This is a genomic window from Streptomyces deccanensis, assembly GCF_022385335.1.
Classification (GTDB): domain Bacteria; phylum Actinomycetota; class Actinomycetes; order Streptomycetales; family Streptomycetaceae; genus Streptomyces; species Streptomyces deccanensis.
The window spans coordinates 7,795,743-7,808,104 of record NZ_CP092431.1 but is presented as its reverse complement, the minus strand read 5'-3'; the positions used below and the strand labels follow the sequence as shown (position 1 = coordinate 7,808,104).

Genomic DNA, 12,362 nt, shown 5'->3' with positions numbered 1-12,362 from the left:
ACCGCATTAGGAAACGATGTAGTGTCGTTTCCTCAAGCATCCGAGAGAGCGAGCCGATGAGCGCAACGAACACCCGCCCCCCGGGTCGGCCCATGAGTGCGGAGCGGGAGCGGGTGCTGCTGGACGCCGCACTCGAGGTTCTCGGCTCCGTCGGCTACGACAAGCTGACCGTGGTGGCCGTGTGCGAGCTGGCGGGGGCCAGCACCAAGACCGCCTACCGGCGCTGGGCGAACAAGGACGAGCTGCTCGTCGCGGCACTGCGTCGCGCCGTCGAGCGAGAGGTCGACGGCGTACCGGCTCTGATCCGCGAGGGCGATCTGCGGGAAGCACTGATCGCGAACCTGGAGGCGCAGGCGGACTCCTACCGCGCCTCCGCCAACCTCGTGATCGGACTGCTGGTGGCCTCGCGCGTCGACGGCGATCTCGGTGCCATGGCCCGCCGGGTCATCAGGCAGCACGAGACCGCGTACTGCGAAGTGCTGCTCCAGGACGCCGTCGCGCGTGGCGAGGCGCGTCCCGATGTCGATCCCGAGTTCGTGGCCGACCTCGCACGTTCGTTCTTCCTGCACGAGCTTCTCGTCCGCGACGAGCCCCCGGGTCGCGAACGCATTCGCACCTTCGTGGACCAGGTCCTGGTGCCGCTGTGCGCCACCCGCGAAGCCTGACACTCCCTTCCCCGCTCCCCCGCACACGCCAGGCATGCGGTCGGCATGCCTTCGCGAACAGATAAGAGGTACGACGTTGTCCGACGACTACAGCGCCAAGTACACCGAGATCGACCACTCGGTCGCCCCGGTGACACTGGAGGACGAGAAGAGTCACTTCGAGGCCCTCGCGCTGCCCTCGGCGCAGACCGACATCTGGGAGGAGACCGCTCTGGGAGTGGTCGCGGAGTCGGGCGATCACGACGTCCTGCTGTGGGCGGCCGGGTACGCGCTGTTCGGAAACGGCAAGGGCGTCTGGGGTCCCGGGGCGTCTGCCGAGCGTGAGGTGCAGCTCATCGTCGTGCCCAAGTCCCAGCGGGGCACGATGACCGACAACGACTTCGTGCGGGTCGGCTGGACGCCGACCGAGCGTCTCCGCGGCGAGCAGCTCGTCATCACGGAAGGAAGTGACGAGGTCACCTGGGACTTCGACGGCCTGCGTTTTGTCGCCCAACCACCGCGGTGGCGTCTGGAAGGGGCCGCGGGCGACGCGGAGTTCGACCTCACCTACCGGACGAAGGGCACCCCGCTGTGGAACTGGGGTCCGTTCTCCGAGGCGGACAAGCAGGACCGCGCCGGCTACGACGTGTTCGTCGGGGTCGACGGCACCATCCGCACCCCGGCGCACGAGCTCGAGCTGACCAACGGCTATGGCGTGCGCGAGCACATCATCACCGGGCAGTCGAACGACCCGATCGCCAACCTGCCCGCGCCGAACTGGATGTGGTGGCTCTACACCATCAAGGACGACGTCAAAATCAACTTCTTCCAGCCCCGCGACGGACTGCGGCTCGGCTTCGTCAAGTTCGCCGACCAGCAGGTGAACGTCGCGCCCGGACGCGGTGACATGGACTTCGCAGTCACCGAGAAGTGGGAGGACCCTCGCACCGGAATGAACCTGCCGGTCAAGTGGCGGCTGGCGATGGCGAACGACGGAGTCGAGGTGGATGTCGAGATAGCCGCCCACGGTCGCGCGTACAGCCACTGGCCGACCGCGAACGGCACGCGCATGTACTGCTACCTGCTGTCCACGATGACCGGCACTGTCGACCTCCCGGACGGGCGAACGATCGGACTCGACAACCACCTCACCGTCAACTCGTTCTGCCGTACGATCCTCACCGCACGGGAGACGAGCCAGGGCGCACGCGGCGACATGGTCTGACCAGGCGTTCAGCTGCGCAGGTCAGAGCCCTTTCGCCGCAGGCTCCAAATCGCCACGCGGCCCGTCGTGGCCGTCACGGACGCGTCCGGGCGAGATCCGGGCGGCGCGATGCGTACGGGCCGACCCGGTGGACCGGTGACGTGGCTGAACCTCAGGGACTGCTCGTCGCCGAGTTTCACCTCGTGCTGCACATAGGCGTCCGGCCCCCGGACACCTGTCGGGCTGTGGCTCAGGCGTCAATGATGACGGGGATGATGAGGGGCTTGCGGCGGTGAGTGCGGAACGCCCAGTTCGCCACGGCGCGGGCCAGGAGCTGTTCGAGTTGGCGCGCGTCCCCGACGCCTTCCTCGGCTGCGGTGGCCAGGGTCTTCTCGATGACGGGGATGACCGGCTCGAAGGTGGTGTCGTCGTGGACGAAGCCGCGGGCCAGGAAGTCGGGGGCCTCGGCGAGGGCGCCGGTGTCCGCGTCGACGATCGCCACCACCGTGACCACGCCTTCCTCTGCGAGGGTGAGGCGGTCCTTGAGGGACGCTTCGGTGGCGCCGCCGACTTCCATGCCGTCGACGTAGACGTTGCCGGCGGGGACCTTGCCTGTGATGGAGGCGCGCCCTTCGACCAGGTCGACGACGACGCCGTCCTCGGCGATGACGACCCGGTCGGGGTCGACGCCGGTGCGGATGGCGAGGTCGGCGTTGGCCCGCAGGTGGCGCCACTCGCCGTGGACAGGCATGACGTTGCGGGGCTTGACGATGTTGTAGCAGTAGACGAGTTCGCCGGCGCTGGCGTGCCCGGAGACATGCACCTTTGCGTTGCCCTTGTGGACCACGTGCGCGCCCCACCGGGTGAGCCCGTTGATCACCCGGTAGATGGCGTTCTCGTTGCCGGGGATGAGGGAGCTGGCGAGCAGGACGGTGTCGCCCTTGCCGATGCGGATCTGATGGTCGCGGGTGGCCATCCGCGACAGCGCGGCCATCGGTTCGCCCTGGGAGCCGGTGCACACCAGGGCGATCCTGTGGTCCGGGAGCTTCTCCAGCTCCTTCGTGCTCACGACCAGCCCGGACGGGACCTTCAGATAGCCCAGGTCACGGGCGATGCCCATGTTGCGGACCATCGACCGACCGACAAAGGCGACCTTGCGCCCGTGCTGGTGGGCGGCGTCCAGGACCTGCTGGATGCGGTGCACGTGGCTGGCGAAGCTGGAGACGATGACCCGGCGCGGCGCGGTGCGCATCACTTGCTCGATCGCCGGGTTCAACTCACGCTCGGACGTGGTGAAGCCGGGCACCTCGGCATTGGTGGAGTCGGTGAGGAACAGGTCCACGCCCTCCTCACCGAGACGGGCGAAGGCCCGCAGATCGGTGATGCGGTCGTCGAGGGGGAACTGGTCCATCTTGAAGTCACCGGTGTGCAGCACCATCCCGGCGCCGGTGCGGATCGCGACCGCAAGGCTGTCCGGGATGGAGTGGTTGACCGCGACGAACTCGCAGTCGTAGGGCCCGAAGCCGCGCCGGTCGCCCTCGCGCACGCGCACCGTGCGCGGACGCATGCCGTGTTCCTTGAGCTTGGCCTCCAGGAACGCCAGCGTCAGCTTGGAGCCGACGACGGGAATGTCGGAGCGCTCGCGCAGCAGGTACGGCACGCCGCCGATATGGTCCTCGTGCCCGTGGGTCAGCACCACGGCCACGATGTCGTCCAGCCGGTCCCGGATCGAGGTGAAGTCCGGCAGGATCACGTCGACGCCGGGCTGGGTCTCCTCGGGGAAGAGCACGCCGCAGTCGACGATGAGCAGTTTGCCGGCGTACTCGAAGACGGTCATGTTGCGACCGATCTCGCCGAGGCCGCCCAGGGCGACGACCCGCAGCCCTCCCTCGGGAAGGGGCGGGGCGGCTTTCAGCTCGGGGTGCGGATGACTCATACCTCGACGCTACCGGAGAGTGGGGCGTGGTGATCCATTACTTGTGCGATCTCTTCCTCTCGCTGCCCTGTGGTGCGGCACCGGGGGAGCCGTGTGCGCCCGTCTTGCCCGGTAGTCCCACCACCAGGCCCACCCGGACGGGCCGGTGCATAGAATCCGGTCCCATGCCGAAGCCTGACGAGCTGATCATTGACATCGCCGCCCGTGTGGAGTCCGGGCGGAGCAATCGGATGTCCCTGACCGTGGTGACCGGTGGTGCTGTCATCACCGGTCGACTGGCGCCCGAAGCCGTGTGGAGGCAGAGGGTGTCGGAGGTTCTGACAGACTCCACCGACCTGGGCGAGTTCTCCTCTGTCTTCGACGCCCCTGCGCAGAAGGACGGGCCGCCCACGCATCTGCACTTTCATGTCGCCCGGATCTTGCAGGGCACGGTGGGGATCCCGGAGACGGGAGGGATGTACCGCGTCGCGATCGAGGACGTGAATGCCTGGACCGTAGGCGACTTCAGCTACTCCGACCACTGACCCACTGACCCGTTTCGCCGCTTCGAGAGCGGCACGGCACGCAGCGGGGGCCCTGTCGGCGCGCGCCGACAGGGCCCCCAACACCGCTCTGTTCGGCTCGTGCCTGTCCCGTCGGTCAGACGGACAGGGGGGTGCCGAGCATGGTGGAAGCCTGCTGCAACGGGTTCTCGACGCGCGCGGGTACGACCTCGGGGAGGGCGCGACAGGTGAAGCCGAGCCGGGACATGGCCCGGAGGACTTCGCCGGCGCTGAAATCGCGGCGGTCCTGGCGGGTGATGGCCTGGCCGACCTGCTTGACGGGATAGTGACGTCGTCCGATGATCACAAACTCGCCGGTGACCGGTTCGGGCTTGACGCCCTTCATCGATTCCAGCACGCCGCTCTTGGTCAGGTCGAACGGAAAGCGGGCGATGACACAGCGCATGATGCCTCACAGGGGGAAGGAGAGACGGGGCCGACGGCCATGAAGCGGTTCAGCGGGTCGGGGCGAGGACGCCCACAGCGCTGCCGTGTTCGTCGACCACGGGCAGGGCCCCGAGCCGGCGACAGCGCATCACCCGCTCGGCTTCGGCCCTCGTGGTCAGCGGCGAGGCAAAAGGCCCGATGACGTCGGCGATGTCACGCAGGCGGATCATGTCCGTGTATCCGGAGCCGTCACGAACGGCCGTGAGCCTGGCCCGGGTGACCAGGCCGGTGCACAGACCGTCCTCGTCGCAGACGACCAGGTGCCCCGTACGGGCGGCGGCCATCACGGACAGTGCGACCTCGACGGTCATGTCCTCCCAGACCTGCGGTCCGGCCGCTTCCATGGCGTCGGCCACCGTGCCGTGCGCGGGGTGGGCGCCAGCCGGGCGGCTCTGCACGTGTACCAGCGTCAAAGGGTGCCTCCTGAGGAGAGTTGGGTCGGCTTCCTGAGAACGGAGGGCCTATGCGGCCGCCCCGGGCGTGGACTGCCGTACGGACGCGCGCCGGGGTGCCGAGGCGGAGCTGCGCCGGCCGCGTGAAGTGGCGCTGCGCTTCTTGGGGCGTTCGACCACCGGCGCCGTGATGACGACCGGGATGCCGGAGGGGGCCTGGGCGCCGGTGATGCGTTGCAGGGCCTCCTCGCCGACGCGGACCTGGGTGGTCTGCGGGACGATGCCGGCCGCTGCCATGAGGCGGGTCATGCCGCGGCGCTGGTTCGGGGTGACCAGGGTGACGACGCTGCCGGACTCCCCTGCACGGGCGGTCCTGCCGCCGCGGTGAAGGTAGTCCTTGTGGTCGGTCGGCGGGTCGACGTTGACGACAAGGTCGAGGTTGTCGACGTGAATGCCGCGCGCCGCGACGTTGGTCGCGACCAGCACGTTGACGTGCCCCGTCTTGAACTGCGTCAGCGTACGGGTGCGCTGGGGCTGCGACTTCCCGCCGTGCAGGGCGGCGGCCCGTACCCCGCTGTTCAGGAGATGCTCGGTGAGGCGGTCGACGGCGTGCTTGGTGTCGAGGAACATGATCACGCGGCCGTCGCGTGCGGCGATCTCGGTGGTGGCCGTGTGCTTGTCGGCGCCGTGGACATGCAGCACGTGGTGCTCCATCGTCGTGACCGCGCCGACCGACGGGTCGACGGAGTGCACGACGGGATCGCTCAGGTAGCGCCGCACGAGCAGGTCGACGTTACGATCGAGGGTCGCGGAGAACAGCATGCGCTGACCCTCGGGACGGACCTGGTCGAGCAGGGCGGTGACCTGCGGCATGAAGCCCATGTCGGCCATCTGGTCGGCCTCGTCGAGGACGGTGATGTGGACCTGGCCCAGCCGGCAGTCGCCGCGGTCGATGAGGTCCTTGAGACGTCCCGGTGTGGCGACGACGACCTCGGCGCCACCGCGCAGCGCGCTCGCCTGCCTGCCGATCGGCATCCCGCCCACCACGGTCGCCAGCCGCAGCTTCAGGGAGCGGGCGTACGGGGCCAGCGCGTCGGTGACCTGCTGCGCCAGCTCACGCGTCGGTACGAGGATCAGCCCCAGCGGCTGCCTGGCCTCGGCGCGCCGCCCGGCCGTACGGGCCAGCAGCGCCAGCCCGAAGGCGAGGGTCTTGCCGGAGCCGGTGCGGCCACGGCCGAGGACGTCACGGCCGGCGAGGGAGTTCGGCAGCGTCGCGGCCTGGATCGGGAACGGCACGGTCACGCCTTGCGTACCGAGCGCGGCCAGCAGCTCCCGGGGCATGTCGAGATCGGCGAAGCCCTCCACGGCGGGAAGCGCGGGGGTGATCGTCTTGGGGAGGGCGAACTCCCCTCGGAGCCTGGCGGGTCGGCGGCCGTAATCACCGGAGCGGCTCGGCCCGCCGGACCGGCGCGGGGTCGACGAGCCGATGCGGCTGCCTCCCCTTCCTGAGTCGGCACTGCCGTTACGGGTGCGGGTGAAGCGGTCGTTCGTGCGTGTGCGGTTCATGCGGAACCTTCCTCGATGCGGCACATATCAAGGAATTCCCGCAGCAATGAGCAGCACGGAGAATCGCAAGAAGGGCCGGTCATACGCGATAGCGGATCTGGCCGACGAAAATCCGTGCGGGCGCAGGCGCTGAAATGAGTGGCGCAATGTGGGAGTCAACATTCGGGGCGTCCACTGCGATGCCCCGAAGGGGAATCCGTGCACTGAGCCAACGGATTCCTGGTCGTCGTCCACAGGTGAAACAACTGCGGAAATGCGAGCAGCTGGGGCCCGCACCCCGAAGGATGCGGGCCCCAGCTACGAAGTGCGCGCCAGTGTCAGGCGAGAACGATGTTCTCGGCCGTCGGGCCCTTCTGGCCCTGCGCGATGTCGAAGGTCACCTTCTGGCCCTCCAGCAGCTCGCGGTAGCCCTGGGCGGCGATGTTCGAGTAGTGGGCGAACACGTCGGGGCCGCCACCATCCTGCTCGATGAAGCCGAAGCCCTTTTCCGCGTTGAACCACTTCACGGTACCAGCAGCCATGTCATTTCTCCTTTGGGGCAGTGCATCGGGATCCGCACAGCGCGGACACCATGTCGCCGCGATGATCACCCCGCCCGGAAAAGGACCGGAAATGCAAAAGTGCTTCCCAGGGGCACAGAAGCCGACCGGAGAGCACTTGAAGTTTCGGGAACCACAACTGCAACTGAGATCGACAGTAGCACACCGCAGAGGCATGTGCGCGATGAAAATCCCAGTTCAATTGTGCGGCAGAGAATCTGTCTGCATGTTCCGTTGAAATCTCAGTCTGCGGGCACAGATATTGATGCAGCCGGAGCGCAACGTTTCGGGAAGCATGGGGCGCCACAAACTTACGGACCTGTGCACCGATCTTCGGACCGGCCGGAGCGTCCAACGAGCCTCTGGCACGCCATGGAGGGTCGGCGAACTGGACGAGGTGATAGGGGCCGGGCTGGGCCCGCGAGATCCCCCAGCCGCGTCGGTCGAATCGGACCGTCGCCTGCCCGGGCGGCAGATGACCGATCACGTCGTTCAAGTGACGGCGGAGCCGCCCCAGTAGTGACGTGGACAACGGGATCAAGTGGTTGAGGGCTCTCCGCCGCGGATGCGCAACCGGAGTGGCTCAGCGCAGTGTCTGGGCGGCGTACAGGGCCCCGAGGGCTGTGGCGAGGGCGCCGAGGAGCAGGCGTAGGGCTCGTTCGGGAAGGCGGGGTTGGAGGCGTGCGCCGAGGTAGCCGCCGAGCAGTCCTCCGATGCCGCAGGCCAGGCCGAGCCACCAGTTCGGGGCGATGTCTCCGGAACTCGCCAGCGACAGGAGTGCGTAGGCGGCCGCGCCGACGAGGGAGGTGGCGAACGTCGCGGCGAGCGCGGCGGGGGCCACGCGTGCGACGGGCAGGCCGCGCGCGGCGAGCACCGGCCCGAGAAGAGAGCCGCCGCCGATGCCGTACATGCCGCCGATCACTCCGACCGCCAAGGCGAGGACGGTGAGGGTGCATGGGGCCAACTCGCCCGCGGGCGGCTGCCGGAGATGGCGAGCCGGAGTGAGAGCGCGCAGGCAGAGCCACAGGCCGAGCGGAAGCAGCAGGACGGCGATCAGCAGCCGGAACACATTCGGGCCGGGGAAGGCAAAGACGCGAACGGCGGCGCCGACGACGACGCCGGGCAGCGTGCCCAGCACCAAGCGGCGGGCGAGGTCGCCGCGCAGGGCGCCGTCGCGGCGGTAGCGCCACAGGGCGCCAGGGCCGGCGACCACGTTGTACAGCAGGTTGGTCGGGGTCACCGCCGGACTGGGCACGCCGAAGACGCTCAACTGGACGGGGAGAAGGAATACGGCACCGGACACGCCGGCGGGCGCGGTCACCGTTGCGATCAGCAGGCCGGCGGCCAGCCCTCCCGCCAACGTCCAGTCCACCCGTGCCCCCGTTTCGCCGCCCGGTCAGTATCGGCGGCTCGGCCGCCGTGGGGGTGGGCTGCAACGAGATGTTCATGAGCGACAGGAGCAGCCGGGCCCGAAGTCGGACGCGTCCGCACCTGGTTCGCGGGGACAGCCGTGCGTGCGGCGGTAGGAGGGCTGCGTCTGGCTATGGCGCGGCAGGTGATGCGCTGAGCCCAGGACTTGCACCCATCACGCGGTACATGCCGATCGAGTCGTGTGCGGCGGTGTCTGTGAAGCCGTACTTCTCGTAGAGGAAGCGGGCGGGGCCGTCGGCGATCAGCGAGACGTATGCGGTGGCGGGTGCCCGGCGCTCCAGTTCCTCGGTGAGGGCAGCCATGATGCGTTGGCCGAGGCCGCGACCCTGGTGTGCGGGGTGGACGCAGACGTCGACGATCTGGAACGCGGTACCGCCGTCACCGATGACGCGGCCCATGCCGATGGGCTCTCCTTCGTGGTGAACGACCACGCCGTGCCAGGTGTTGGGCAGGGCGAGTGCGACCGCCTCCGGGGCCTTGTCCGAAAGGCCGGCGTCGGTGCGCAGGCGGCGGAAGACCTCGACGGTGGGTACGCCCACGCTCAGCTCGTACGGGTCGTATGAGTCGTAGGGGTCGTACGGCTCGTTCAAGTCGTCCACTCCGATCGTGTGTGTTGCGCCTGATGGCATGCCGTGGTGCTCGTGCCGTTGATCAGTGGCCTGATTCGGCGTGGTTGCCATGGTCGCTGAGTTGTGCGTCGAACCAGTCGTGCAGGGCGTCGACCAAAGCGGGCTCTTCGGTCTCATGGATGAGGGTGGCGCCGTCGGGCCGGTCCCGGTAGCGCACCTCGATGCGTTCGTAGCCGTCCTCCAGTTCTGTCAGACCCGGCATGCGCCTGCCGTTTGGATCAGGCCGTGGGACGGCGGCGAGCGCGGAGCCGGTAGACGCCCTTGACGGCGTAGACGGCAGCCATGAGCGCGAAACCGGCGATGGTGAGCCAGAACCAGAATTCCGCCACGGCGAGGCTCAGCAGCAGGCCGCCGAGGAGCAGCGCGGAGCTGACGACGTCCAGCAGATCTAGGCGAGCCTCAAAGCGCACCGACGAATCGGATCCGCGCAGTCGGCGGATGACGGGAACGAGGCCGAGAGCCTGCAAGACGAGCAGGTGAACGTCCAACTGCGTGACAACGTCGACGAACGACGGCGGACGAGCCTAGGGTCAGCGGACTATCAGCGCAAGTGTGAAGTGCACCAGCCCAAGGCCGAGCGCCCACCCAGGTTGCTCAGGGGGGCGCCGAGGCGCACGCGTGCGCGATCGGTCGGCACACCCACCGCCGTGGCTGCCAGTCGTCGGCTGAGGATCAAACACTCCCGGCGCAGCTCCGCGACTGACCTGCCCGCAAGCCGCCTGACACTCCATCAGAACGAGCGTCATTTCAGCGTCAAGATATCGCCCACAACGCCCATACCGCACATAATGTGCACGCACAAAACCGCAGTTCAGGCGCCCTTCCCGACCGGCTCAAGGATCGCCACGCACTCCACATGATGCGTCATCGGGAAGGTGTGCAGTTTGCCCCTTGTCAGGAAACATAAAGGTCAGAGGCGGTTTCGAGGCGAAATCCAAGCCCCTCAGAGAGCCTCGTGCGTCATACGTGCGTCACCGCCACGGGCGGTCGTCAGAGGCGCACGGATCCCGATCGACACTCTGGCCACAGCCTACGCGGTGGCAGGCCGCACCGCCGGGCTTCGCGAGTTGCCACTTTCCCCGCTCGAAGCACTGCAGAATCGAGGACTAACGCCAACAGCCCCCTGACCGGCAGGTGCCAGATCAAGGGGGCTTGGGGGGGGCAGCTGGGGTCGCGGGCGCAAGGAGAAGCAGCAGGTTACCCGGCCACTGCGCGGGTGGATCCACCACCACACACCCTTGACCCGGATGCATCCTCGGCCGCCCTCGGCTCGTGCGGGACCAAGCGGTCGCCGGCAGAAGCACCTAGACGTTCACTTCACTACTGCGAAGGTCGGCGTCGGAGACCGCCGCCTACAACTGCCTTTGCGGTCGGCACGATCAACTGGGATTCCAGTCGAGTCCATGCACCCAAGACAGCCTGGTGAGAGTCCGGAGCCAGATGGGCGTATCGCTGAGTCGTGTGGTGGCTCTCGTGACCGAGGAGGTGCTGAACCTCGTACAGGGAGACGCCCTGCTGCACCAACCACGACGCGCACGTATGCCGCATCGAGTGAGGCGGATAGTGCGGAACCGGCCGCAGTTTCCCGTCCTGGTTAACATATTTCGCCTCATCGACAGCGGGCCACCACGTCTGTCGACGCCAGTTGCCGTCGACAAGCAACCGCCCGGCGCGCCCCTTCGTAACAGTGGTAAAGACCACCCCATCAGGATCACGACCGCGCATATGCCTGGACATCGCTTCAAGTACGTGGTCCGGAATTGGCACTTCGCGCCGACTCTTCGAACTCTTCGGATACTCCTTTATCCCCGATGTCGTATTGACCTCAACAACGAAGAGACGCGAGCGAAGCCAGTCAATCCGATGCCCGTGCAGGCCCGAAAGTTCTCCCCATCGCAGACCGGTATAGAAACCCAATAGAGCCATTGTCTGCCACGGTGGCGACAGCCTATCGAGGACCGCCTGAGCCTGAGCTTGCGTGAACCACTGAGGAGGCTTGACGACCTCTGGAGGGAGTTCGATGCGCCGACACGGAGTAACCGCGATCAAATCCTCATCGACCGCATCGCGCATCATCGTAGACAGCAAGTTGTAAGCTCGCCGGATTGCTGATGCACCCTTACCATCAACGACTAGCTTGCGAACCCAAGTCTGCACGTCCATGCGTGCCATCTCACGCAATTCCCAGTCGGCCCAGTGGGGCATGACATGCGTGCGGATCGTGGAAGCGTCCCCGCTCAAGGTCCGCGGCTCGACGACACGGGCCTCCCACCACCGGTCGTGCCATTCATGAAACTTAATCTTTCCGGCGCGTGGATCACGAACCGCACTGCGAGCAAGCTGCTCTTCGAGTTTCGCTCCCCACGAACGAGCCTGTGTCTTCAGGGGGAACGTTTCCGTGATTCGCTCACCGGCACGATTTCGGACCGTGGCCTGCCATTTACCAGACGGCAGCTTGCGTACGTAGGGCATTAAACCTTTCCACCGATTAAAGGAATGACAGCAATGACTCGGGGTATGAGCTCTACAAAGCCGACTGGGTGGTCTTCGATAGGGCCATGCGGCGCTCGATCAGGGCCTCTATCTCGCGTCCAGGAATCCGAACACGGGATCTTTCGACTCCGGTGCGCATGTCGACAACAGTCAGCTCGCCGGCCTCGATATATCGGTAAACGGATCGCCGACTGACATCGAGCATTTCAGCGACGCTCCGAACGGAATGCAGTTTGTCGCACACGCGTGACGACCTCCGGACTATCGCCGCCAACATGGCGGGCACGGGCAGGACCATGTCCGCACCGAATCCACCGCCAAGCAGCCGGTGAGGACGACATCAACTGTCCGGAGAAACCCCGGTTTCGGTAACCGGGGATCGTCTGCTAGGTATCGCTCTGTGCGACGGGGAGATACCCGCGCACCGCGTCAGTCTCAGACAGAAGGCCAGCAGGCATACCGCTACGGGCGGGAGTCACGTCGTCCGTTACGAGCATCCACAACTCGTCGCCCATGAGTCGGTGGAGGTTGCGGACCAC

14 protein-coding genes are annotated in these 12,362 nt (G+C 67.1%); 3 read left to right on the top strand and 11 right to left on the bottom strand.

The features are described 5' to 3' along the window. The first annotated feature begins 92 nt into the window (after positions 1 to 92). Together L3078_RS34625 and L3078_RS34620 are read left to right on the top strand one after the other, a co-directional pair. Positions 93 to 665, top strand: a complete 573-nt coding sequence (locus tag L3078_RS34625; RefSeq protein ID WP_239757860.1) for a TetR/AcrR family transcriptional regulator — start codon at positions 93 to 95, stop codon at positions 663 to 665. A 76-nt stretch (positions 666 to 741) separates the two neighbouring features. Then, a complete protein-coding gene (locus L3078_RS34620) occupies positions 742 to 1,869 on the top strand; it encodes a lipocalin family protein (RefSeq protein ID WP_239757859.1) in 1,128 nt (375 codons plus the stop codon). Positions 1,870 to 2,098: 229 nt separating this feature from the next. Here the strand turns inward: L3078_RS34620 and L3078_RS34615 are convergent, their stop codons facing one another. After that, positions 2,099 to 3,784, bottom strand: a complete 1,686-nt coding sequence (locus tag L3078_RS34615) for a ribonuclease J (protein WP_239757858.1) — start codon at positions 3,782 to 3,784, stop codon at positions 2,099 to 2,101. 164 nt (positions 3,785 to 3,948) lie between these two features. Between L3078_RS34615 and L3078_RS34610 the strand changes: the two genes are divergently transcribed. Continuing rightward, a complete protein-coding gene (locus L3078_RS34610) occupies positions 3,949 to 4,308 on the top strand; it encodes a hypothetical protein (RefSeq protein ID WP_239757857.1) in 360 nt (119 codons plus the stop codon). 115 nt (positions 4,309 to 4,423) lie between these two features. Here the strand turns inward: L3078_RS34610 and L3078_RS34605 are convergent, their stop codons facing one another. The 10 genes from L3078_RS34605 to L3078_RS34560 form a co-directional block, all read right to left on the bottom strand. Further along, positions 4,424 to 4,732, bottom strand: coding sequence for an SCO5918 family protein (locus tag L3078_RS34605; RefSeq protein ID WP_239757856.1), 309 nt, complete (start codon positions 4,730 to 4,732; stop codon positions 4,424 to 4,426). A gap of 49 nt (positions 4,733 to 4,781) precedes the next feature. Further along, positions 4,782 to 5,186 (bottom strand): CBS domain-containing protein, encoded by a 405-nt coding sequence (locus tag L3078_RS34600; RefSeq protein WP_239757855.1) that lies wholly within the window; start codon positions 5,184 to 5,186, stop codon positions 4,782 to 4,784. A gap of 48 nt (positions 5,187 to 5,234) precedes the next feature. Then, on the bottom strand, positions 5,235 to 6,731 hold the full coding sequence (locus tag L3078_RS34595; RefSeq protein ID WP_239757854.1) for a DEAD/DEAH box helicase: 1,497 nt from the start codon (positions 6,729 to 6,731) through the stop codon (positions 5,235 to 5,237). 317 nt (positions 6,732 to 7,048) lie between these two features. Then, on the bottom strand, positions 7,049 to 7,252 hold the full coding sequence (locus L3078_RS34590) for a cold-shock protein (protein WP_239757853.1): 204 nt from the start codon (positions 7,250 to 7,252) through the stop codon (positions 7,049 to 7,051). A gap of 601 nt (positions 7,253 to 7,853) precedes the next feature. Then, complete coding sequence (locus L3078_RS34585) at positions 7,854 to 8,642, bottom strand: TSUP family transporter (protein ID WP_239757852.1); 789 nt, start codon at positions 8,640 to 8,642, stop codon at positions 7,854 to 7,856. Positions 8,643 to 8,811: 169 nt separating this feature from the next. Next, on the bottom strand, positions 8,812 to 9,291 hold the full coding sequence (locus L3078_RS34580) for a GNAT family N-acetyltransferase (RefSeq protein ID WP_239760578.1): 480 nt from the start codon (positions 9,289 to 9,291) through the stop codon (positions 8,812 to 8,814). Positions 9,292 to 9,352: 61 nt separating this feature from the next. After that, positions 9,353 to 9,532, bottom strand: a complete 180-nt coding sequence (locus tag L3078_RS34575) for a hypothetical protein (RefSeq protein WP_239757851.1) — start codon at positions 9,530 to 9,532, stop codon at positions 9,353 to 9,355. A 16-nt stretch (positions 9,533 to 9,548) separates the two neighbouring features. After that, positions 9,549 to 9,740 carry a hypothetical protein gene (locus tag L3078_RS34570; protein WP_239757850.1) on the bottom strand — a complete coding sequence of 64 codons (192 nt, stop codon included), beginning with the start codon at positions 9,738 to 9,740 and terminating at the stop codon, positions 9,549 to 9,551. Positions 9,741 to 10,650: 910 nt separating this feature from the next. Further along, positions 10,651 to 11,802 carry a tyrosine-type recombinase/integrase gene (locus L3078_RS34565; RefSeq protein WP_239757849.1) on the bottom strand — a complete coding sequence of 384 codons (1,152 nt, stop codon included), beginning with the start codon at positions 11,800 to 11,802 and terminating at the stop codon, positions 10,651 to 10,653. A gap of 52 nt (positions 11,803 to 11,854) precedes the next feature. Then, positions 11,855 to 12,100: a helix-turn-helix domain-containing protein gene (locus L3078_RS34560; RefSeq protein ID WP_275593235.1), complete on the bottom strand. Its 246-nt coding sequence runs from the start codon at positions 12,098 to 12,100 to the stop codon at positions 11,855 to 11,857. Positions 12,101 to 12,362 lie beyond the last annotated feature (262 nt).

Excerpts from the sequence above, each read along its gene's own strand:
- L3078_RS34625 (WP_239757860.1), top strand. The coding sequence starts at position 93 with ATGAGTGCGGAGCGGGAGCGGGTGCTGCTGGACGCCGCACTCGAGGTT.
- L3078_RS34615 (WP_239757858.1), bottom strand. The coding sequence starts at position 3,784 with ATGAGTCATCCGCACCCCGAGCTGAAAGCCGCCCCGCCCCTTCCCGAG.
- L3078_RS34610 (WP_239757857.1), top strand. The coding sequence starts at position 3,949 with ATGCCGAAGCCTGACGAGCTGATCATTGACATCGCCGCCCGTGTGGAG.
- L3078_RS34605 (WP_239757856.1), bottom strand. The coding sequence starts at position 4,732 with ATGCGCTGTGTCATCGCCCGCTTTCCGTTCGACCTGACCAAGAGCGGC.
- L3078_RS34595 (WP_239757854.1), bottom strand. The coding sequence starts at position 6,731 with ATGAACCGCACACGCACGAACGACCGCTTCACCCGCACCCGTAACGGC.
- L3078_RS34590 (WP_239757853.1), bottom strand. The coding sequence starts at position 7,252 with ATGGCTGCTGGTACCGTGAAGTGGTTCAACGCGGAAAAGGGCTTCGGC.
- L3078_RS34575 (WP_239757851.1), bottom strand. The coding sequence starts at position 9,532 with ATGCCGGGTCTGACAGAACTGGAGGACGGCTACGAACGCATCGAGGTG.
- L3078_RS34565 (WP_239757849.1), bottom strand. The coding sequence starts at position 11,802 with ATGCCCTACGTACGCAAGCTGCCGTCTGGTAAATGGCAGGCCACGGTC.
- L3078_RS34560 (WP_275593235.1), bottom strand. The coding sequence starts at position 12,100 with ATGTTGGCGGCGATAGTCCGGAGGTCGTCACGCGTGTGCGACAAACTG.